Annotated in this window: 21 protein-coding genes; 7 read left to right on the top strand and 14 right to left on the bottom strand. The window is 48.3% G+C overall.

Annotated elements, in window-relative coordinates; translation table 11 throughout:
* The first annotated feature begins 3 nt into the window (after positions 1 to 3).
* A complete protein-coding gene (locus CCY32_RS03890) occupies positions 4 to 516 on the top strand; it encodes an STAS domain-containing protein (RefSeq protein WP_088329291.1) in 513 nt (170 codons plus the stop codon).
* 4 nt (positions 517 to 520) lie between these two features.
* Here CCY32_RS03890 and mnmE read toward each other — a convergent pair whose 3' ends face one another.
* The 6 genes from mnmE to rpmH all read right to left on the bottom strand — a co-directional run bounded on the left by mnmE (position 521) and on the right by rpmH (position 4847).
* Entirely contained in the window at positions 521 to 1885 is a 1365-nt protein-coding gene (gene mnmE / locus CCY32_RS03885) for a tRNA uridine-5-carboxymethylaminomethyl(34) synthesis GTPase MnmE (protein WP_088329290.1), read from the bottom strand.
* A gap of 8 nt (positions 1886 to 1893) precedes the next feature.
* On the bottom strand, positions 1894 to 2376 hold the full coding sequence (locus CCY32_RS03880) for a YajQ family cyclic di-GMP-binding protein (RefSeq protein WP_088329289.1): 483 nt from the start codon (positions 2374 to 2376) through the stop codon (positions 1894 to 1896).
* 100 nt (positions 2377 to 2476) lie between these two features.
* Positions 2477 to 4117 carry a membrane protein insertase YidC gene (yidC, locus tag CCY32_RS03875; protein WP_088329288.1) on the bottom strand — a complete coding sequence of 547 codons (1641 nt, stop codon included), beginning with the start codon at positions 4115 to 4117 and terminating at the stop codon, positions 2477 to 2479.
* Positions 4118 to 4123: 6 nt separating this feature from the next.
* Positions 4124 to 4375, bottom strand: coding sequence for a membrane protein insertion efficiency factor YidD (yidD, locus tag CCY32_RS03870; RefSeq protein WP_210401677.1), 252 nt, complete (start codon positions 4373 to 4375; stop codon positions 4124 to 4126).
* Positions 4342 to 4698, bottom strand: coding sequence for a ribonuclease P protein component (gene rnpA, locus CCY32_RS03865; protein ID WP_088329286.1), 357 nt, complete (start codon positions 4696 to 4698; stop codon positions 4342 to 4344). Before rnpA ends, yidD begins: the two co-directional genes overlap by 34 nt.
* 14 nt (positions 4699 to 4712) lie before the next feature.
* Entirely contained in the window at positions 4713 to 4847 is a 135-nt protein-coding gene (rpmH, locus tag CCY32_RS03860) for a 50S ribosomal protein L34 (RefSeq protein WP_082633349.1), read from the bottom strand.
* Positions 4848 to 5338: 491 nt separating this feature from the next.
* On the opposite strand from rpmH, the gene dnaA reads away from it, so the two are divergent.
* From dnaA to gyrB, 4 genes are read left to right on the top strand one after another with little or no spacing between them, the layout of a single operon-like run.
* Entirely contained in the window at positions 5339 to 6730 is a 1392-nt protein-coding gene (gene dnaA, locus CCY32_RS03855) for a chromosomal replication initiator protein DnaA (RefSeq protein WP_088329285.1), read from the top strand.
* A 19-nt stretch (positions 6731 to 6749) separates the two neighbouring features.
* On the top strand, positions 6750 to 7853 hold the full coding sequence (dnaN, locus tag CCY32_RS03850) for a DNA polymerase III subunit beta (RefSeq protein ID WP_088329284.1): 1104 nt from the start codon (positions 6750 to 6752) through the stop codon (positions 7851 to 7853).
* Positions 7854 to 7875: 22 nt separating this feature from the next.
* The gene (gene recF / locus CCY32_RS03845; protein WP_088329283.1) at positions 7876 to 8970 is read left to right on the top strand and encodes a DNA replication/repair protein RecF; all 1095 of its coding nucleotides are present in this window, start codon (positions 7876 to 7878) and stop codon (positions 8968 to 8970) included.
* A 1-nt stretch (position 8971) separates the two neighbouring features.
* Positions 8972 to 11389, top strand: coding sequence for a DNA topoisomerase (ATP-hydrolyzing) subunit B (gene gyrB, locus CCY32_RS03840; protein WP_088329282.1), 2418 nt, complete (start codon positions 8972 to 8974; stop codon positions 11387 to 11389).
* Positions 11390 to 11460: 71 nt separating this feature from the next.
* On the opposite strand, the gene CCY32_RS03835 is transcribed toward gyrB, so the two are convergent.
* Genes CCY32_RS03835 through glyQ form a run of 3 tightly spaced genes read right to left on the bottom strand, consistent with a single transcriptional unit; the run spans position 11461 to position 14928 of the window.
* Positions 11461 to 11904, bottom strand: coding sequence for a hypothetical protein (locus tag CCY32_RS03835; protein ID WP_088329281.1), 444 nt, complete (start codon positions 11902 to 11904; stop codon positions 11461 to 11463).
* A 49-nt stretch (positions 11905 to 11953) separates the two neighbouring features.
* Positions 11954 to 14020, bottom strand: coding sequence for a glycine--tRNA ligase subunit beta (glyS, locus tag CCY32_RS03830; protein ID WP_088329280.1), 2067 nt, complete (start codon positions 14018 to 14020; stop codon positions 11954 to 11956).
* Positions 14020 to 14928 (bottom strand): glycine--tRNA ligase subunit alpha, encoded by a 909-nt coding sequence (gene glyQ / locus CCY32_RS03825; protein ID WP_088329688.1) that lies wholly within the window; start codon positions 14926 to 14928, stop codon positions 14020 to 14022. The genes glyS and glyQ overlap by 1 nt, the downstream gene beginning before the upstream one ends.
* A 115-nt stretch (positions 14929 to 15043) precedes the next feature.
* On the opposite strand from glyQ, the gene CCY32_RS03820 reads away from it, so the two are divergent.
* A complete protein-coding gene (locus tag CCY32_RS03820) occupies positions 15044 to 15625 on the top strand; it encodes a DNA-3-methyladenine glycosylase I (protein WP_088329279.1) in 582 nt (193 codons plus the stop codon).
* On the opposite strand, the gene CCY32_RS03815 is transcribed toward CCY32_RS03820, so the two are convergent.
* The 4 genes from CCY32_RS03815 to CCY32_RS03800 all read right to left on the bottom strand — a co-directional run bounded on the left by CCY32_RS03815 (position 15589) and on the right by CCY32_RS03800 (position 18453).
* Positions 15589 to 16059 (bottom strand): DUF2489 domain-containing protein, encoded by a 471-nt coding sequence (locus CCY32_RS03815; RefSeq protein WP_088329278.1) that lies wholly within the window; start codon positions 16057 to 16059, stop codon positions 15589 to 15591. The genes CCY32_RS03820 and CCY32_RS03815 overlap by 37 nt on opposite strands.
* Positions 16056 to 16562, bottom strand: coding sequence for a Der GTPase-activating protein YihI (gene yihI, locus CCY32_RS03810; RefSeq protein ID WP_088329277.1), 507 nt, complete (start codon positions 16560 to 16562; stop codon positions 16056 to 16058). Before yihI ends, CCY32_RS03815 begins: the two co-directional genes overlap by 4 nt.
* Before the next feature lie 240 nt (positions 16563 to 16802).
* Complete coding sequence (locus CCY32_RS03805) at positions 16803 to 17438, bottom strand: class I SAM-dependent methyltransferase (RefSeq protein ID WP_088329276.1); 636 nt, start codon at positions 17436 to 17438, stop codon at positions 16803 to 16805.
* Positions 17439 to 17835: 397 nt separating this feature from the next.
* Complete coding sequence (locus CCY32_RS03800) at positions 17836 to 18453, bottom strand: c-type cytochrome (RefSeq protein ID WP_088329275.1); 618 nt, start codon at positions 18451 to 18453, stop codon at positions 17836 to 17838.
* Between the two features lie 206 nt (positions 18454 to 18659).
* Here CCY32_RS03800 and yihA point away from each other — a divergent pair, with 206 nt between their 5' ends.
* Positions 18660 to 19277: a ribosome biogenesis GTP-binding protein YihA/YsxC gene (gene yihA / locus CCY32_RS03795; RefSeq protein WP_088329274.1), complete on the top strand. Its 618-nt coding sequence runs from the start codon at positions 18660 to 18662 to the stop codon at positions 19275 to 19277.
* Positions 19278 to 19570: 293 nt separating this feature from the next.
* On the opposite strand, the gene polA is transcribed toward yihA, so the two are convergent.
* The gene (gene polA / locus CCY32_RS03790) at positions 19571 to 22309 is read right to left on the bottom strand and encodes a DNA polymerase I (protein ID WP_088329687.1); all 2739 of its coding nucleotides are present in this window, start codon (positions 22307 to 22309) and stop codon (positions 19571 to 19573) included.
* Positions 22310 to 22391: the final 82 nt, after the last annotated feature.

Raw genomic sequence — 22391 nt, 5'->3', positions numbered from 1 at the left:
GAGATGCAAGACAACCAGATACTTTATGCCAACCTGCAAGGAGTATGTTTTTTCAGGTTTGTGGGCGAGGTGAGACACAATCAGAGCAGTGGCCTCGAGGTGTTGATCAATAATCTGTTTAACGATGCAGAAAACGTCTGCGATGATGTGGTAGTGGATCTTAGCCAGGCCCGTTACCTTGATAGCACCAATTTAGGGTTACTGGCGATGATAGCAAGGAAAATGCTGGAGACACATCAACATAAGCCCACGCTCATTTCAACCAGCAAAGACATGACCACGTTGCTGCAGAGCATGTGTCTCGAGCAGGTATTTCACCTTATTGATCGTCCCCTTGATGCACCGGACGCTTTTGTTGAGGTAGCGGATCAGAGTACTGATGAAAAACAAAGGGCGAAAATGATTCTTGCGGCCCACGAAGAGTTACTAAAACTGGGTGACAGTAACCGACAGACATTTCAGCCGGTAGTGGACCTACTCAAGCAGGACCTGCAGGCAAGAGAAGAGCAAGATTAGGGGCTCATTTACCGATGCAGAAACTGGAGAAAATTCTGCCGAGGAGATCATCAGAGCTAAATTCACCGGTTATCTCGTTAAGGTGTTGCTGACACAGCCGCAACTCCTCGGCAACTAATTCACCGGCTTGGTTGTCGGTCAACTGAGTATAGGCCTGCTGCAAGTGAGTATCCGCCTGTTCCAGTGCATCCAGATGCCTTCGGCGAGCGATAAAACGCCCTTCTGATGCCGCATTAAAGCCCATGCTGTCTTTGAGGTGTGTGGCAAGTAATTCAATACCGGTTTTGTGACTGGCAGAGAGCCTGATCACAGTATGATCGGAGCACTTCTCGATGCCCGCAGCCTCACCGGAGAGGTCGATTTTATTGCGAATCACGGTCATTTTCATACCGGTCGGCAGGCGGTCGACAAATTCCGGCCAAATCTTATGGGGGTCGGTTTCCTGGCTTTGCTGACTATCGAGCATAAACAGCACCATGTCGGCACGGTCGATCTCCTCCCAGGCGCGCTGAATACCGATTTGCTCTACTTGATCAGAACTATCTCGTAAGCCCGCAGTGTCAATAATATGCAATGGCATACCGTCAATATGAATGTGTTCTTTGAGCACATCCCGGGTTGTCCCCGCAATATCGGTGACAATGGCAGCGTCTTTACCGGCCAGCGCATTGAGCAGACTGGACTTGCCGGCATTGGGTCTGCCCGCAATGACAACCTGCATGCCTTCGCGAAGAATACTGCCCTGACGGGCATGGTTACGTACCTGCTGAAGTCGCTCGATAATGGCGTTCAAATCACCCTGTACTTTGCCATCGCTGAGAAAGTCGACTTCCTCGTCCGGAAAATCGATGGCCGCTTCCACATATATGCGCAGATGAATCACCTGTTCTACCAACTGGTGGATTTGCGCGGAGAATTCTCCTTGCAAAGAGCGCAGGGCGGATCGGGCAGCCTGCTCAGAACTGGCATCAATCAGATCGGCAATGGCTTCGGCCTGAGCCAGATCCAGCTTGTCATTGAGAAAGGCGCGTTCGCTGAATTCTCCGGGGCGCGCCAGGCGGATATCGTTAATCTCAAGAATGGCACTGATGAGCATGTCCATGACCACCTGGCCACCATGCCCCTGTAGCTCTAGGACATCTTCACCGGTAAAGGAATGAGGACCACGAAAAAGCAGGGCGATACCCTGATCGATGACGCTGCCGTGGTTATCATAAAAAGGCAGGTATTCGGCTTTACGAACAGCGGGTAGGGTACCCAGTATTTTCTCGGCGACGGTGGTCGCGAGGTTGCCTGAGACCCTGACAATCCCCACGCCACCACGTCCAGGAGCGGTGGCTTGAGCGACAATGGTTTGCTGTTGTGCCATGGTATCGCTCAATCCCGGAAATTATTAAACTGGAAGGGCTGGCCGAGATTGGCTTCCTTGACCGCAGCGATAGCCTGCTGCAGGTCATCTCGTTTTTTGCCACTAACCCGAATTTGCTCACCTTGAATGGCAGACTGGACTTTTATTTTGGCGTCTTTGAGTAGCTTGATGATTTTTTTAGCCATGGGCTGGTCGATACCCTGACGAAAGATCAGGGCCTGTTTGTAAGTTTTACCGATATGTTCAATGTCTTTTTCTTCCAATGAGCCCGTGTCTACGCCACGTTTAGCACATTTACCGCGCAGAATGTCGAGCATTTGCTGCAATTGAAAGTCAGATTCGGCGACCATAGTCACCTGACCGTCGTTAAGTTCAAATGAGGCCTCAACACCGCGAAAATCGAAGCGGGTATCCAGTTCGCGATTGGCGTTATCAACGGCGTTTCTGACTTCAACTTTGTCGACTTCAGAGACGATATCGAATGAGGGCATGATCAATCCTTATTAGGCTAGGGTGACGGAATAGGGAAATTCTAACTAACACAAATAAAAAAGGCCCGTTTTTACGGGCCTTTTTACACTTTTATCGGAATTACTTGGTTTTCAGTCCACGCTTTTCCATTGAGGCGTAAATGAGTTTGGCCTGAATCAGGGTGATCACATTACTGATTAACCAGTAAAGCACCAACCCGGCAGGGAACCACAGGAAGAAGATACTCATCATGACGGGCATAAATTGCATAATCTTCTGCTGCATGGGGTCCTGAATCGTCATGGGTTGTAGCTTCTGAATCAGGTACATGCTCGCGCCGGTCAGAACTGGCAGTACAAAGTAGGGGTCTTTGACGGACAGATCAGTAATCCAGAGGAAGAATTCAGCATGACGTAATTCAACGCTTTCCAGCAATACCCAGTAAAGAGCCAGGAAAATGGGCATTTGCAGCAGCAGTGGGAAACAGCCACCCATAGGGTTCACTTTTTCCTTCTTATACATCTCCATCATCGCCTGTGACATTTTCTGACGGTCATCGCCATAGCGGTCTTTCAGGGCTTTCATTTTCGGCTGCAAGGCGCGCAGCTTGGCCATGGATTCATATTGCGCTTTGGTAAGCGGGTACATCAGACCTTTAACGATAATGGTAATGATGATGATCGCCAGTCCCCAGTTACCCACCAGACCATGAATAAACTTAAGCAGTGAAAACAGCGGTTGCGATAGCCACCACAGGAAACCGTAATCAACGGTCAAATCCAGACCGTTAGCCAGTTCAGCCAGTGATTCCTGATCTTTGGCACCGGTGTATAAGGTACTGGACAAGGTTATCGTATTCCCAGGCTGGACAGTGACCGGTGTGCCGGTAAAGCCAATACTGGCATAGCCACCCGGCAACAGACGGCTGTAAAGCGTGTTAGTCTGGTCCTGAGGCGGGATCCAGGCGGCAACAAAATAGTGTTGCAACATGCCTACCCAACCGCCTGGTGTGGCAGTACGCAGGTTTTTATCTGCGATGTCGTCAAAACTGTATTTCGTGTAGCGGTCTTCTTCGGTGGAATAGGCCCCACCACGATAAGTGGGCATAAACATGCTGCCCTCGTCGCCCATAGTGGTTTGTTTCAACTGCGCATACTGTTGCAGCTGGGCCACTTCAGAGCCGGTATTTTCGACGGTATATTCCACACGAAGATGGTGTTCACCCCGAGCGAAATGGAAGGTTTTGGTAACCTTCAAACCCTGTTCGGATTGCCAAACCAGGGGTACTGAAAGAGTGTCACCTTGCATTTCATAGGCCGTATTCTCTGCCTGATAAACCGGGCGACCCTCGGCTGAACCGTCGGGACCCTGTTTACCAATCAAGCCACTCTGTGCGATGTGATAGCGGCCTGGCTCAGGGCTGAGCAGAACAAAACTCTCATCACCGCCCTGTTCAATAGGAAACTGGGGTAACCGGGCTGATATGACATCGCCGCCACGGGTATCGATGCGGATATCAAGACTGTCGGTCTTTACCGAAATCCATTGTCCGGAACTGGCAGTGGCGGTGGCAGGGGCAGATGCGTCGTCAGCTCTTGGAACATCGGCACTTTGGGCTGATGGTGTTGACGATGAATCTTGTGGCGATACTTGGCTGGCAGGCTCAACAGGTTGAGGACCGTAGTCCAGTTGCCATTGTTGCCAGAGTAAGAAACTTACCAGGGCCAGACCGATGAGGAGAAAACTACGTTGGGATTCCATAACAGATTACTTATTCTCTTTGCTTCGGGACGGAACGGGATCAGACCCGCCCGGATGTAAAGGGTGGCATTTTAATATGCGTTTGATGCTTAACCAACAACCAATTATCACACCATGAACCTGAATTGCTTCGACCGCATAATGTGAACATGAGGGGGTGAACCGACATCTGGGCCCCAGTATAGGGGAAATCCACTTTTGATACTGTCGAATTATCCAAATACTTATGGATTGCAACGCTGACTGAGTTTTTTCCACAAGCGTTCCAGCAGACTGAAGAGTTGTTGATTGGATAATTGTGACAGACCTGATTTACCAACTACAACAATATCTGCCTGTGGTAAGTCGTGCTGATTAAGACGAAAGCTTTCTCTTATCACCCGTTTAAGGCGATTTCGGTCATGGGCTTTTTTGACACGTTTTTTGGATATGGTGATACCCAGTCTGGGATGGGTCTGTTGATTGGCTCTTGCAAGCAGGGTTAACTGAGGAGATACAGCCGGTACGGCTTGCTGAAAAACATTTTCGAAATGGGTGGGAGTAAGTAACCTTAGCTCCCTAGAAAACTGATTTTCACCCACTTCGATAAATGCAATTAGGCTGATAGACGTGCACGGCCTTTAGCACGACGACTGGCAAGAACCTTACGGCCATTTTTTGTCGCCATGCGGGCACGAAAACCGTGTGAACGTTTACGCTTTAAATTACTTGGTTGAAATGTTCTTTTCATAACCTAGTCCGCCGCTGTTTGTGACTTTAGTGTAGATCCCGAACACCCATAGGTGCTCAAAAAAGGACGCTGAATTCTAGAGATGCAGACAGCATCTGTCAATGCTTAGTTAGGCATTAGCGCGAATAAAAGCAAAGTTTTTTTACAAGGGCAAGGATAAATGTGGGTAAATATAAGATAGTGCACCGGGTTATCCACATATCAGTGCGATTATTCTGCTAAACGCTTCAATTTCAATAGGCTTTTTATCCACTTCTCGCGCTGGCGTCAGGAGGCTTTTTCCTCCCTCTTTTAAAATAAAACCTGATTTTAATCATATAGATAGCATCTTATTGCAAACAGAGCATAAATCTGAAAAAGATCAAGATTGAAGTTGTGGATAAAAGTGGGCAATATGCTCCTTCGCTGCCACTCAGGCGACATCAAATTTTATTTAAATACACACTATTAGCGCGGAACGGTGCCAGGCGTTCCGAAGAGGTTTTTTATTCATGGCTTTGTGGGAAAAGTGCCTGGAAAGGCTACAACAGGAGTTGCCAACTCAGCAGTTCAGTATGTGGATTCGCCCACTGCAGGCGCAGCACCAGAATTCAACATTAACCCTCTATGCGCCAAACCGTTTTGTACTGGATTGGGTAAAGGATAAGTACATAGGCAGAATCACGGAGCTTTTCGGCGAACTGTGTTTACCTGACGAGATACCCTCCTTACATTTCGATGTTGGGGTGGCCAGCGCGCCAATGTCTGCTAATGTTGCCGGAGAGGCAAACAGACCTTCAGCGACCACGCCTGCGGCACCTCCTTCTTATACCGCAAATAGTCATGCACCCAGTCAGACGCCCCAGCCCCTAAGAGTGGAGCACAAGAGCAACATCAACCGGACCTACACCTTTGATAATTTTGTTGAGGGTAAATCCAATCAGTTGGCCAGAGCTGCGGCGACACAAGTGGCTGATAATCCCGGTGGTGCCTATAACCCCTTATTTATTTATGGTGGTACCGGATTGGGTAAAACCCACCTGCTGCATGCCGTTGGCAACGGATTGCTGGCCAGAAACCGAGATGCAACTGTTGTGTACATGCATTCGGAACGCTTCGTTCAGGATATGGTGAAAGCGCTTCAGAATAATGCGATAGAAGAATTCAAACGTTACTATCGCTCTGTCGATGCCTTATTGATTGATGATATACAGTTTTTTGCCAGGAAAGACCGGTCTCAGGAAGAGTTTTTTCATACCTTTAATGCACTATTGGAAGGCAATCAACAAATCATCCTCACTTCAGATCGCTACCCCAAGGAAATTGATGGTGTTGAAGACCGCCTTAAATCGCGATTTGGTTGGGGGCTAACCATAGCCATAGAACCCCCAGAGCTAGAGACGCGGGTTGCCATTCTGATGCGCAAAGCGGTGGAGAATCGCATTCAGTTACCAGATGAAGTCGCATTTTTTATCGCCAAACGATTGCGCTCTAATGTGCGGGAGTTGGAAGGGGCCCTGAACAGGGTCATTGCGAATGCAAATTTTACCGGACGACCCATTACCATAGATTTTGTCAGGGAAGCATTACGCGATCTGTTAGCCTTGCAAGAGAAGCTGGTTACGATAGATAACATTCAGAAAACGGTGGCTGAATATTATAAGATAAAGGTCGCGGATGTACTGTCGAAACGTCGAAGTCGCAGTGTCGCAAGGCCAAGGCAGGTCGCAATGGCATTGGCAAAGGAATTAACCAACCATAGTTTACCTGAGATTGGTGATGCCTTTGGTGGCAGAGATCACACCACCGTTTTGCATGCCTGCAGAAAGATTGCTCAACTGCGCGAAGAGAGTCATGATATTAAGGAAGATTATCAAAATCTAATTCGGACCCTGTCGTCATAGAAATAATAACGAGTCGCTCATGAAATTTATAATTAGTAGGGAAAACTTCTTGTTGCCGTTGCAACTGGTAGCCGGAGCTGTAGAAAGACGTCACACGTTACCCATCTTATCTAACGTACTGATTAAGGTAAGTGAAGGCACACTATGGCTAACAGGTACGGATTTAGAGGTTGAACTGATTTCTAATGTGGTGTTGTCTGGTTCACAGGAAGAGGGTGAAGTCACCGTGCCAGCAAAAAAATTGCTGGATATTGTGAAAGGCTTTTCAGATAGCAGTGAAATACTCTTCAGCGTTGAGGGCAACAAAGCCATTGTGAAGGCAGGGCGAGGAAAGTATTCCCTTTCAACCTTACCGGCGTCTGAATACCCCAACCTTGAAGACTGGCAAGGTGAGGTAGAATTTGAAATATCTCAGGCTAATCTGAAACGCCTGATCGACAGCACCCATTTCTCTATGGCCCAGCAGGATGTTCGTTATTATCTTAATGGCATGTCCTTTGAGACCGAAGCCAATGTGATACGGACGGTTGCGACAGACGGTCACCGTCTGGCTTTGTGCCGTATAGGTTACGAGAATGGCACACTACCCGAGCGCCAGGTTATCGTTCCGCGTAAAGGGGTGATGGAAATTTCCCGCCTCATAGAGGACGAAGACAAACCACTGAAGGTGCAAATCGGATCCAATCATATCCGTATTTTTTCGACAGAATTTATTTTTACCAGCAAGCTGGTAGATGGTCGTTTCCCTGATTATCGTCGCGTATTACCAAAAGAAGGGGATAAGACAGTGTTGTCGTCGAAGGAGACCCTGAAACAGGCGTTCTCCAGGGTATCCATATTGTCTAATGAGAAGTTTCGTGGAGTACGACTGAATCTTGCCAGCGGCGAATTGAAGCTCACAGCGAACAACCCGGAACAGGAAGAAGCCGAGGAAGTGGTAGATGTTGAGTATCAGGGTGAAAACCTCGAAATTGGCTTTAACGTGGCGTACCTCATTGATGTACTCAACGCGTTGTCCTCAGAGAAGGTGAAGCTGACCATGTCAGATTCAAATAACAGCGCCCTTATCGAAGACGCTGCGGATGATTCCGCTCTGTATGTCATTATGCCCATGAGGCTGTAATTTTTACATTGTGTAGTTTTGTATGAGACTGGACGATGTCCAGATTACCCAATTCAGAAACCTTGCTGCTGTCCAGCTTCGGCCGACAGCAGCGCTTAATCTGATAGTGGGCGATAACGGGAGCGGTAAATCATCGCTGCTCGAAGCAATTCATTATCTCGGTTTTGGACGGTCGTTCCGCACCCTTAAGCATAATCATGTAATCAATAACGATGCGCACCATTTCACGTTATTCTGTCGGGCCACCGACAACGAGGGCCGTAAGATCCAGTTGGGATATCAGCGCGAGCGTAACAGTGAACCCGTAATTAAAATTAATGGCGAGTTGCTGAAGCGGGTGTCAGAACTTGCCCGTGTATTTCCAGTTCAACTTTTTATGCCCAATAGCAGCGACCTCATTACAGGCGCGCCAAGAATGCGCCGACGTTTTTTGGATTGGGGTGTGTTCCACGTGGAACATGGTTTTCTTGAAGCGTCCGTAGGCTATCAGAAGGTACTGAGACAGACTAATGCGCTGATAAGACAGAAGTCCTCCATAAAAGATGATATGTTCGACTATTGGCTGACCCAACTGGGCCAGGTAGGAATGGCGATTCATGAGTACCGAAGCAGGTTTTTTAGCTGCATTGAACCCTTCCTTTTAAGGAATCTGGCGCATTTTCTACCTGAGTTTTCCTTCAAAATCTCGTATCATAGTGGCTGGGAAAAAGGCAGGGATCTGACAGAGACCTTACTTGAACAACAAGAAAAAGACCGGCGATTTGGCCATATTTCAAGTGGCCCACATAAGGCGGACCTCAGGTTAAAAGCGAACGATGTTCCTGTACATGAGGTGCTATCCAGAGGTCAATTGAGAATGCTGGTCGCTGCTTTATTGCTAGCGCAGGCACAGTTACTACAACAGCAACAATCTCGCTCCTGTGTGTTTTTGCTCGATGACATTGGTGCTGAGTTAGACGCTGATCGCAGAAAGATATTTGTCGATGCTCTCTTACAGACATCGGCACAGGTGTTCATTACGGCGATTGAAAAAGAACAAATCAATTTCGTAGAGAATTATAAAGATAAGAAAGTGTTTCACGTGGAACATGGCCAGGTGAGAGAGGAGATAAATTAGAATGTCTGACAATACATATGACTCGTCCAGTATTAAGGTTCTGAAGGGACTGGATGCAGTGCGTAAACGTCCTGGTATGTACATCGGTGACACCGATGACGGTACCGGATTACACCATATGGTGTTTGAAATCGTTGATAACTCAATCGATGAAGCCCTGGGAGGGCATTGCTCAGATATTCGCGTCACCATACATACTGACGGCTCTGTGGGCGTCAGGGATGATGGTCGTGGTATCCCAACAGAAATGCACGAAGAAGAAGGCGTATCCGCTGCTGAAGTCATTATGACAGTGCTTCACGCTGGCGGTAAATTCGATGACAATTCTTACAAAGTTTCCGGTGGTCTGCACGGTGTGGGTGTCTCTGTTGTGAATGCTCTTTCAGAGAAGCTACTGCTGCGTATTCGCCGCAACGGAAAAATATTTGAACAGGAATATCACCATGGTGTCCCTCAAGCGCCGCTAAAGCAAATGGGCGATACGGATGAGAAAGGTACGGCAATCAGGTTCTGGCCAAGTCCGGCAACCTTTACCAATACTGAATTCCACTATGACATTCTGGCTAAACGTTTAAGAGAACTATCATTTTTGAATTCAGGGGTCTCTATTATCCTGCTGGATGAACGTGACGGCAAAACCGACCATTTTTGTTATGAGGGTGGCACCAAGGCTTTTGTCCAATACCTGAATCAAAACAAAACGCCGGTTCACCAAAAGGCATTTCATTTTATCACTGAGCGTGACGATGGCATCAGCGTTGAGGTGGCCATGCAGTGGAATGATAGCTTTCAGGAAAACATCTATTGCTTTACTAACAATATTCCTCAGCGGGATGGGGGCTCTCACCTGGCAGGTTTCCGTGGTGCCCTCACGCGTACACTGAACAGCTTTATGGAAAATGAGGGCCTGAATAAAAAAGCGAAAACCAATGCCAGTGGTGATGATGCTCGTGAAGGTCTGACCGCAGTCATTTCTGTTAAGGTCCCGGATCCAAAGTTTTCTTCTCAGACCAAAGACAAGCTGGTTTCCTCAGAAGTTCGTCCTGCTGTTGAAACCGCAATGAATGAAAAGTTGCAGGAGTTCCTTTTGGAAAATCCCGCAGATGCTAAGGTTATCGTCTCTAAAATCATTGATGCAGCAAGAGCCAGAGAAGCTGCGCGTAAAGCTCGGGAAATGACACGACGTAAAGGCGCCTTAGACCTTGCTGGTCTTCCGGGTAAGCTTGCTGACTGTCAGGAGAAGGACCCGGCTCTATCTGAACTCTATATTGTGGAGGGTGACTCTGCAGGTGGTTCGGCTAAACAGGGCAGAAACAGGAAGAATCAGGCAATACTCCCTCTTAAGGGTAAAATCCTTAACGTGGAGAAAGCCCGTTTTGACAAAATGCTCTCTTCACAGGAAGTGGCCACTCTGATTACCGCTTTGGGGTGTGGCATCGGACGGGATGAATATGACCCCGATAAACTCAGATACCATAGTATTATTATCATGACCGATGCGGATGTGGATGGGTCACACATACGTACACTGTTGCTGACGTTCTTCTATCGTCAAATGCCAGAGATCATCGAACGTGGACATGTTTATATTGCTCAGCCACCTTTGTATAAGATGAAAAAGGGTAAACAAGAGCAATACATTAAAGATGATCCAGCGTTGACGGCCTATCTGACATCTATGGCGTTGGATAACGCGGCCTTGCATGTCAATCCTGATGCTCCGGCCATCACGGGTGTTGCCCTGGAGTCTTTGGTGAAACTCTATCAAAGCACTGTGGCAATGATTGACCGTATCAGCCGTATTATGCCTAAGAACCTGCTTAATCGTCTGGTCTACACCGATGTACTGACCCTCGAGGATCTTAACGATACCACTAAGCTTGATAATCTTGGTCGGGTTCTGGTTGAACGTTTGGAAGAGTTTGAGAATGATGGTGCACTCTACAGCTATCATATTCGTGAAGATAAAGAGCGTGGTAACAATTACGTCGCCATTATTATCAGGCAACACGGTATAGATACAGAATACCGCCTCGACCATGACTTTATTGATTCAACCGAATACAAACGCATCCGAGAGCTGAACCTGGCTATCAATGGCCTTATCGAAGAGGGTGGGTATGTTGCCCGGGGCGAGAAGACTCAGCCCATTACTTACTTTGAAGAAGCGCTTGACTGGCTGCTGACAGAATCGAAGCGAGGCGTTTATATTCAGCGCTATAAGGGTCTTGGTGAGATGAATCCAAATCAGCTTTGGGAGACCACCATGGACCCGGAAGGTCGCAGAATGTTGCAGGTGACCATTGAGGATGCCATCGGTGCCGACCAGCTGTTCACTACGCTGATGGGTGACCAGGTAGAGCCAAGACGGGCATTCATCGAAGAGAATGCCTTACGGGTTGCCAACCTCGACGTTTAGTCAACAAGAAAAAAGAACAAAAAAACCGGGTAATGCCCGGTTTTTTATTTAAAATCAATAAGTTAAGTTAGTTAGCGACGCCGTCTGATTTTAACCCGAGGTGCATCTACATCGCTGAAGTCAATCAGGAACTGATAGACACCGGTTTCTTTTGGCGTGAACTTAAAGTTATTGTTAATGGTATAGCAATCTGCGCCTACTTCACGATTGAGTTTTATCACCTCATCCGTAGCTTTTTCTGCATAGCCACAATTTGCTCCCTTTGACCAATCTGCATCGGCGATTCTGAAGTCATAGGGTTGCCCATCGGCGATGAGTTCCGTTTCTGCGCTGTATAAGCGGTCACTGATCTTATAAAGCTTGAAAGACTCTTCTGCCTCCCACCAATTAAACACGCCCCGCAGATACAACTCTTCGGGGGGGGCCTCAGGCGTGATGACCTGAGGAAGTGAAGAACAGGCCGTAACGGATAATATCAACAGAAGCTGAACGGCGTTTCTGCATAGTGTTTTCATTTAAATGTCCTGAACAATTGCCAGTCCGTGGCCAAGCAACATCCTTTGACTAATTTAAAACAGAAATGTCGGCAACCTGCAAAAACAACCCGCGCAACTGTTGGAGTAGGGCTAGCCTGTTATTTCTGACGGCATCATCTTTATCCATCACCATGACTCGCTCAAAAAAGTCATCAACCGCCTGGTGTAACGCGGAGAGCTTTTCTAATGCCAGCTTATAATCAAGATTTTTCATGGCTTCGTTCACAGCCGTTTCTGTGTTACTTAACTGCGCAGCCAGAGCCAGCTCTGCTGGGTCGGATAAGAGCGTTGAATCGACCTGTATGTCGTGTGATGGCGCATTTTTCGTCAGTATATTCGCCACCCGCTTATTCGCGGCGGCCAGTGCGGCTGCTGAGGGAAGTGACTTGAAGTGCTGTACGGCTGCTATTCTGGCATCAAAATCCACCGGAGAGCTGGGCTGGCGACTTAGCACGGCCTGAATGACATCGGTCTCAATACCCTTTTCCTGGTACCAGGATCTGAAACGACCGAGAATAAACTCAAATACCTGCTGTTCGACGTCCCTATTGTTTAACAGGTCGCCGAATTCTTTAGTAGCGGCATGAATGAGCGCTTTGAGATCCAGTGACAGCCGTTGCTCTACACAAATGCGCAACAAACCAATGGCGGCGCGACGCAGTGCAAAGGGGTCTTTATCCCCTTTAGGTAATTGTCCTATGCCAAATATCCCGACCAGAGTGTCGAGTTTGTCAGCCAGCGCAACGGCACAGCCTACATCGGAATGGGGCAGAGTATCGCCAGCGTAGCGTGGATGATACTGAGTGCCGATGGCGGCTGCCACTTCTTCAGGCTCATTATCGTGCAGCGCATAATGCTGACCCATGGTCCCTTGTACCTCTGGAAACTCCATCACCATCTGCGACATCAGATCGGCTTTAGACAATAAGCCTGCGCGATAAGCGTGCTCCGTATTGGCATGTAGCAAGCCTGCGACAGATTTTGCCAGATTACCAATGCGTTGGGCTTTATCCTTTAGTGTGCCCAACTGCTTCTGGAACAGCACAGAATCAAGACTGTCCAGGCGAGAAGCCAGTGTGTGCTTCTTATCGGTATTAAAGAAGAATTCAGCATCTGCCAGTCTGGGCCGGATAACTTTTTGGTTTCCTTCAATAATTTGCCGAGGATCTTTGCTTTCAATATTGGTGACAAAAGCAAAAATTGGTAACAACTGCCCAGATTTGTCTATCAGCGGGAAATATTTCTGATCGCCTTTCATGGTGTAAATAAGGGCTTCTTTAGGAACCTGCAAAAAGTCTCTGTCAAACTCAGCGGTCAGAACAACCGGCCACTCAACAAGCGCGGTCACTTCGTCTAGCAACGCGTCATCCGTTGCTACTTCCGCGTCATGTTCAGTGCCAACCGCTGCCAGCCCTTCGCTGATTAATTTGCGACGACTAAAAAAGTCCGCTTCAACATGGGCTTTTCTGAGTGTATCCAGGTAATGTTCTGCATGCTCGAGTGCAACGGCTTCACTGTGATGAAAGCGGTGCCCCTGCAGCTTCTGTGAGCTTTGTATACCAAACAAGGTGCCGTCGATAAGTTGCGATCCGTAAAGCATACACAGTGTATGTACAGGGCGAATAAACGCGTGGGAGCTATTACCCCAACGCATCATCTTTGGTACTGGCAGGGCAGCAAGGGCCTTTTCGACGATTTGTGGTAAGACTTGCTCAAGGGTCTGACCTTTGACTTCTGCTTCGTATACCAGCCACTCACCCTTGTCGGTTGTCAGGCGGCCAGCATCCTCGAGATTGATACCCAGACCACGGGCCCATCCTTGCGCAGCCTTGGTGGGGTTACCATCGCTATCAAACGCGGCCGCCACAGCAGGACCGCGCTTTTCAACGGTTTTGTCTAATTGCTGATATTCCAATCGACTGACATACACGGCAAGGCGACGCGCAGAAGCGTAGAATTGTGCACCGTCGAAGTTAAGTTCGGCTTTTTTTAATCCATCACTGACCTGATCACTGAAGGCCTGTCCGAGTGATTTGAGCGCTTTTGGTGGCAGCTCCTCAGTTCCAATTTCTACCAGAAGATCTTCCTGACGCATTACACGGCCTCCTGTTTGCAAAGCGGGAACCCCAATTTCTCGCGGGCCTCATAGAAGCTATTAGCACAGGCTTTCGCCAGTGTTCTCACTCTGAGGATATAACGTTGTCTTTCAGTAACAGAAATCGCGTGACGGGCATCGAGCAAATTGAATGCATGTGACGCCTTCATTACCTGTTCATAGGCGGGCAGTGCCAGACCGGCATCAATAAGTCGCTGACTATCCTGTTCACACTGATCGAAAGTCCTGAACAGCGCCGGTACATCGGCATGCTCAAAATTATAAGCAGACTGTTCCACTTCGTTCTGGTGGAACACGTCTCCATAGGTGACCGTACCCATTGGCCCGTTTGTCCATACCAGATCATAAATACTGTCGACGCCCTGAATGTACATAGCCAGTCTTTCCAGACCATAGGTAATTTCACCGGTAACGGGTTTACATTCTAAGCCGCCAACCTGCTGGAAATAGGTAAACTGCGTCACTTCCATGCCATTGAGCCAGACTTCCCAGCCCAGACCCCAAGCGCCCAGGGTGGGAGATTCCCAATTGTCTTCAACAAAGCGAATATCGTGCACCAGAGGATCAAAGCCCATTTCTTTCAGAGAGCCGAGATACAGCTCCTGGATATCCTTAGGTGATGGCTTAAGCATGACCTGAAACTGGTAGTAGTGCTGCAGACGGTTAGGGTTTTCACCATATCGACCGTCTGTGGGGCGGCGACACGGCTGAACGTAAGCGCTACTCATTGGCTCGGGACCAATCGCCCGTAAAAACGTCATAGGATGGAAAGTACCGGCGCCCACTTCCATATCCAGGGGCTGTATGATGACGCATCCCTGACGCGCCCAGTAATCTTGCAGGGCAAGTATCAGGCCCTGAAAAGTCTTGATGTCGAATTTTTGCATAACATCCCGATTTGCTGGTGATTGCGGAAAAATGCTGCCAAGTATACCTTTTGCGGCGAATTGAATGTAGGCTAAATTGCACACAAATGGTGATGGATTGGTATGAGGAGGAGAAATGCCTGAATTACGCCGCTGTGATTGGGTTACCCCGGATCCGATTTACCTCGATTATCACGATAGGGTGTGGGGCAGACCCGTCACCGACAGTCAGGATCTCTTTGCAAAACTCTGCCTGGATGGTCAGCAGGCCGGACTGAGCTGGCTCACGATCCTGAAGAAACAGGCCAATTATGAACAGGCCTTCTGTGATTTCAATCCCTTTGAAATTGTCCGCTTCAATGACGACGATGTAGAAAAGCTCATGTGCAATACTGGCATTGTCCGCAACCGCTTAAAGATTCAATCCATCATCAGAAATGCCAGGGCGTATGTTGCAATGACAGAGCAGGGCACAGACTTCAGCACATTCCTCTGGCAGTTTACTGAGGGAAGAACCCTTCAGAATCACTGGCAGACTGGCGAAGATATTCCTGTTAACACGCCGGTCTCTGACGCCATGTCAAAGGCGCTAAAAAAACAGGGTTTTAACTTTGTTGGTAGCACTATCTGCTACGCCTTTATGCAGGCGGTGGGCATGGTCAATGACCATTTAGTTTGTTGTCATTGCTTTGATGAAGTGTCTGAACTTGGCAGATGACGCGCCATTAATTGCTCCACCTCTTTAAGGATCTGGCTTTCCAGCTCGGCTTCGTGGGCATCACGCTCGCGCTCCATTTCACGCCGCTGAGCTTTAGGCAGCGCCTTCCAGGCGTCATGAGTCGGCATATGTTTGATGCGGGAATACAACTCATGTAATGCGGGGTAGCTATCCGGGTAATGCTGCTGATCGTTTAGATGATCCAGAAGCACACAAAGACGGATGCTGGCTTCTGAAAGACTGCACTGCTGCTGTGCAGTGGCCATGGAAATGGTATAGATACTTTCATTGAGATAATGCCGGCGTGATGCATCGTTGCGTTTACGCGTTTTTGTCTGCATGTGCAGTAAATACAGCAAACGCCCGGCATAGAAAGCCAGCCCTATAACAATCAGGGCGACGATGATGATCAGGCTAAGGTGTATACCAGTCATTTATCGAGGTCTTTAATGTCGCTGTTAAGGAATTTGTCTAATAACGCGTCTTCATCATCGTTACGCGGTTTAGTGGTTTGAGGATCGCTCTCATCTTCCTCGCTGTGACTGTCAATGCCAAGTAACTCACATAGCTGACGATGTCTCGCCAACTTTTCATCAACATAAGCCTGTTCTTCCTGATTCAGAGGTAACCCTTGCTCAACTTTATCTAACAGTGATTCGAGTCGCGCATCCTGCTCAATGGCAGCCAGTTCTTTGGCCGGTGAAAAATACTTCTGTGGTTCAGCCTTAGGCGCTTCAGGCGCCTTCAGAGGAATCGGCTTCTTACTGCCGAATCTTGGGTCGGTACTGCCACCCTGGGCTTTTTGGCCACCATTTTGTGAAGCTTCACTGTGACGACTTCCGGCGGGATGACCTTTACGTTTTTTTGACTTTTTACTGGCAATGTTTGCCTGATGTTTCTTATCTGGAATACGTTTGTCTCTGGGAGCTTTTGCCATAATTATTTACTCTGACGACTTCGTGAGCCGTTTGTTGATGACCTTGTGTCGCCCTTATTGCGCAGACCAAGGTGCATAATGCATTCTTCCCATGCAGGGAGCTCAAGGATAACCAGGTTTTACTGGAGGCACCGCGGTTGACCTGGGGCAACAGCCTACACTTTGTCGCACACTGTTAACTGGACCCTTCTCTGGCCCATGGATTATAAGTGGCCTCGTTTATCTTTGCGGTTACCTATTCTACGTGAGCTTTTGCAGTAACACTACATCTGCACCCACGACTTCAAGGCGCATGTTAAAGTGCTGTGCCAGCCACGAGAAGGTATGATCACTGAAAAAACACACGTGGGTAGGGTCGTTCTTGTAGTGCCAGGCGGCAAAACGGTTCTTGTCGATAACCCTTTTAGTCATTATGGCCAACCAGCCCTGGTTGTTGAGCATGCTCATCCAGTCCTTCCAGATTGCACCAGGCTGATAAAAGTGTTCTATGGCTTCGGTACAACTGATAAAGTCATAGGGTTGTTGTAATACCTGTTTGTCTGGAAAGTAAAAGGGATCGTACACATGCACATTGTGTCCGGCTTCCCTGAGCATATTTGCCAGCACCGGGTTTGGCCCACAGCCGAAATCGAGGCCTGTACTTCCCGGCGGAAGCACCGCTTTCAGGGGGGTTGCCAGACGGCTGAGAAAGGTCACATAACCACAATCTTCAGAGGTATTCTGGTGCAGGTCATACTCAGCCTTTTCGGCTTGTGCTGATAGCCTTTGCGCAGGAGGGACATAGACCAGTAAGCATTGTTTGCATTGCCAATAGTCTCTGCGCTTATCCTGCCAATAATGCTGACTGGATTGGAATTGACAAAGGGGGCATTGCATTTTTGCTTACCACAAAAAGAAAAGGCGATAGTTTACCTATCGCCTCTCGTATAACCAAGTGCCAGATGACACTTCTCCCGTATTCCGCTTTTCCTTAAACGTGTCGCGACAACCTTATCTTAATGCTTCTCTTTTTCTTTTTGTTTGCGAAGCTTAATTATTATTGGCCTTCCTAGGCGCTTTATTAATGTCATCCCTGCGTTATTCAGAGTAGAGTCAAACACACGGCTTTCGTCTTATTCCCTTCCCGGGATACTGCTTCCCTGTTGTTTGAGGCGAAAGAATACAGCAACGATTTTATTTTACAACTCATTTACAAAAAAAAGTTGAACTTTTGTACCTATTTCTTGCCAGTCGTCGCTGTGCCTGACCTGCGCCAGAGTCAGGGTGTTGGGTTTTAATATAAGCCGACCAGATACTTAGATAAGATTTCAATCTCTTCATCGGTGAGGCGTTTTGCCACATCCCGCATCATGCCATTCATGTCGTTCTGACGCTTACCGGCGCGAAAATCTTCCAGTTGCTTCTTGATGTAGGTGGCGTGCTGGCCACTGATATCAGGGAAGTTAGCCAGGCTCATTCCGTCACCTCTTGGGCCGTGGCAGGCAGCACAGGCAGTCAGTCCACGCTCAACATCGCCGCCGATATACAGCTTATGGCCTTTTTCGATGACGTTCTCTGGTGCGCTACCTGGCTTAGGTTTTTGCTCGTTATAAAACGCGGCCAGATCGAGTATATCCTGGTCCGACAGCGGGGCCGCCATTCCTGACATGACCGGGTCGTAGCGACCTTCTTCACCACCGGTGCGAGAACCCAGGCGGAATTCCTGTAACTGTTTAATCAGATATTTCTGATGCTGTCCGGCCAGAGAAGGATACATGTCTACCGCACTATTGCCATCGGCACCGTGACAGGCTGCGCAACTGGTCGATTTCTCTTTACCTGCTTCTGCATTTCCTGTGGCAAACACAGGCAGTGTGAATAAAAGGCAAAGCATTGTGCATAATTTTTTCATAGTGATTCTCATTGAGCTATGTGTGGCTGGCTACTGGTCATGCAGTATTTTACACATTTAACGCCGAAGGAAAATAATTTCCATGGATTTATAGGGGTTTAGCCTGCACGCGATGGCGAGTTAAGGTGTTACAATGTACCTCAGAAGCAACAGCATAGCGGGTTCATGCCCGGTTGTAGTCAATTAACAAATAAGATGGAGTTACAGTGAGTTATTACAGTCAGGCCAGTTTTGTCATGAGTGCGCCGGATATTCGCCATCTTGGTGCCGATGAAGGCATTGAGGTGGCGTTTGCCGGGCGCTCGAATGCCGGTAAGTCCAGCGCACTGAATCGCATCACCCGCCAGAAAGGGTTGGCCCGAACCAGTAAAACACCGGGTCGAACCCAGTTGATCAATGTATTTGAACTGGATGAAAACAGGCGTCTCATTGACTTACCGGGCTATGGCTTTGCACAAGTGCCGCTGGAAATGAAAAAAAAGTGGCAAAAGTCCTTGGCAGAATATCTGCAAGCCCGAAAAAGTCTGAAGGGGCTCGTGGTATTGATGGATATCCGTCATCCCTTTAAAGAGCTGGATCAGGACTTGATTCGATGGGCAGTGAGCAGCGAACTGCCAGTGTTAGCGCTGCTGACCAAGGCTGACAAGCTAAAATCGGGAAAGCGTAAGGCACAATTATTGATGGCCAGAGAGGCAAGCCTCGCCTTTTGTGGTGATGTGACGGTGCATGCGTTCTCTTCCTTAAATGGAATCGGTGTGGCGGAAACCGAAAGCACATTAAATGACTGGTTTGGCATTACTCCGGCACAAAAAGAAAAGCCCTGACCGAGAAGGCCAGGGCCAAACACACACAGGGACACACATAAACCGTATAGTATGAGTGTGACGAATCCTTAAAGTTCATAAGAAAATAAATTTCTTTTATGAAAGTTTAAAACGATTCTGTGTGACATCACTTTTTCACGCGGGCATAAAAAAACCCCGGCAAATGCCGGGGTCAAAGCAAAGGTTTGAAAGATAGAACATCATACCTCTGTACCCTACGCAGAAAATACTAGAGTCAAACGACTAAAAGTGCAAGCATTTTCGTAATAAAGTTACATTATCGGTTGTGGGTATCAGTGCGCCTGATCCCAGTTATCACCAATTCCAGCTTCTACAAGTAGCGGTACATCTAGCGTAGAGGCTTTTTCCATCAACTCTACGATACGTTGACGATGGGCTTCAACATTCTGTTCTTTTATTTCAAATATCAGCTCATCATGTACCTGCATGATCATCTTCACATCCTGTGACGCGTCTTTTTTAATCCAGTCACTCACTGTTAGCATGGCTTTTTTAATGATATCGGCTGCCGTACCTTGCATTGGCGCATTGATGGCCGCTCGCTCAGCACCCTTACGTCGTGCGCCATTACTGGATTTGATTTCAGGCAGATACAGGCGACGTCCGAACACGGTTGATACATACCCCTGCGATTTAGCCTGCTCCCGCGTATCGTGCATATAGCGAAGGACGCCGGGATAGCGCTCAAAGTAGAGGTCCATGTATGCCTGTGCTTCGTGGCGAGGGATGCTCAGTTGCTGAGATAACCCGAAAGCGGACATGCCATAAATCAGGCCAAAATTGATCGCTTTGGCATTGCGTCTCTGTTCACTGGTGACGTCATCCAGCGGCACATTAAACACCTCCGCTGCGGTGGCTTTGTGGATATCCAGGCCCTTGGCAAAAGCGTTAAGCAAGCCTTTATCCCCTGAAAGGTGGGCCATGATACGCAGTTCAATCTGTGAGTAGTCAGCCGCAACGATTTTACAGCCTTTCGGCGCGACAAACGCCTTTCTGACTTTTCTTCCCTGCTCGGTGCGGATGGGAATGTTTTGCAGATTCGGATCGGTTGAAGACAACCTTCCGGTTGCAGCCACTGCCTGGTGATAGGAAGTATGCACACGACCGGTACGGTGATTGATCATTTTAGGTAACTTGTCCGTGTAGGTGTTTTTCAGCTTACTTAAACCGCGGTATTCCATTAACAGCTTCGGCAGGGGATAGTCCATTGCCAGGGTTTGCAGAACGTCTTCTGATGTTGAGGGGGCCCCTTTCGGTGTTTTCTTAACGACGGGCAACTGCATTTTCTCAAACAAAATCGTTTGCAACTGTTTGGTTGAGCCCAGATTAAACTCCTCGCCGGCCAGTTCGTGTACTTCTTTTTCCAGTTCCATGATGCGTGTGGCAAGGTGCTGACTTTGTTCCTTCAGCTGTTGGCTGTCGATCAGTACACCGGTGTATTCCATATCAGACAATACTGATATGAGCGGAACTTCAATGTCTTTGAGGATATGCTTAAGCCCGGTGTGTGGCTCTATCTTTGGCCAAAGCATCTGGTGCAGACGTAGTGTGACGTCGGCATCTTCAGCGGCATAATGCGCCGCGTGTTCAAGAGGGATCTGATTAAACGTGAGCTGTTTGGCCCCTTTACCGGCAATCTCCTCAAATTTGGTGGTCTGGATACCCAGATAGCGTTCGGCCAGACTATCCATGTCATGACGACCAGCAACACTGTTGTGCACATAAGATTCAAGCATGGTGTCAAAAGCAATACCCTTGAGGCTAATGTCATAGTTTGCCAGCACGTTTTTATCGTATTTAAGGTGCTGACCTACTTTGAGCAGGCTGGGATCTTCCAGTAATGGCTTAAGTTGTTGCAGCACCCAGTTCCGTTCAAGCTGTTCTGGCGCATCGGGGTAGTCATGAGCAACGGGCACATAGGCTGCTTCGTAAGGGGAAACGGCAAAACTCAATCCTACCAGCTCCGCTTCCATGTAATTGAGGCTGGTCGTTTCGGTGTCCAGCGCCACAAGAGGTGCCTGTTTTAGCTTTTCTATCCAGCTCTGTAAGTCGCTTTTGCTTAATACCGTCTGATAGTTCGTGTCCACACTATCCTGTGAACTTGATGCCGCTGTGTCGGTAACGGGTCCCTGACTTTCAACCTCTTCGAGCCAGCGCTTGAAGTTATAGCGACGGTAAAGCTCCGCCAGTTTTTTTGTGTCTGCGGTTGAGGGAACCAGTTCCTGCGGTGCCACGTGCAGGGTGACATCGGTTTTGATGGTGGCGAGTTCATAGGAGAGCCTTGCCTGTTCCTCATACTCTTGCATTTTCGCTGCCATTGTCTTTGCCCCTCGAAAGGAAAGGCTCTCAATCTTGTCCAGGTTTCCGAAGATCTCATCCAGTCCCCCAAGATTCTGGAGCATAGCCAAAGCACTCTTGTCGCCGACGCCGGGTACGCCGGGAATATTGTCTGATTTGTCGCCTTTGAGGGCGAGAAAATCAATAATCAGTTCCGGTGGGACGCCGAATTTCTCTTTTACACCCTCAGGGTCAAGAAGGGTATTGGTCATGGTATTAATCAGTGTGACATGGTCATCCACCAGTTGTGCCATGTCTTTGTCGCCGGTGCTGATTAACGTCGCAATACCGGCTTCACTGGCCTGGCGTGAGAGCGTGCCGATCACATCATCGGCTTCAACCCCTTCTTCAACGATGATAGGTAAGCCTAATGCCTCTATGATTTGATGCAGTGGTGCAATTTGCTCGCGCAGGTCATCTGGCATAGGAGGGCGGTTGGCTTTGTAGTCGGCATAAATCTCGTCGCGAAAGGTTTTCCCTTTTGCATCAAACACCACAGCAATGTGAGTGGGATTAATCTGCTTGATCATACTTCTCAGCATATTGATGACACCGTATATGGCGCCAGTATGCTCACCCTCATCATTGGTGAGATTGGGCATCGCGTGAAAAGCCCGGAAAAGGTAAGACGAACCATCAACTAAAATGAGGGGATTATCGGGAAGTTTTGCCATGTTAATTCGCTTTTCGCTGGAAATATCAATTAGGATGCCACAAGGGGACGTAATCAGCCACGTCACACAGGGATTATGCTTC

The organism is Lacimicrobium sp. SS2-24 (assembly GCF_002201535.1).
Lineage (GTDB): Bacteria > Pseudomonadota > Gammaproteobacteria > Enterobacterales > Alteromonadaceae > Lacimicrobium.
Note: the sequence above shows the minus strand (reverse complement) of the source record. Positions and strands in the feature narration are given on the sequence as shown.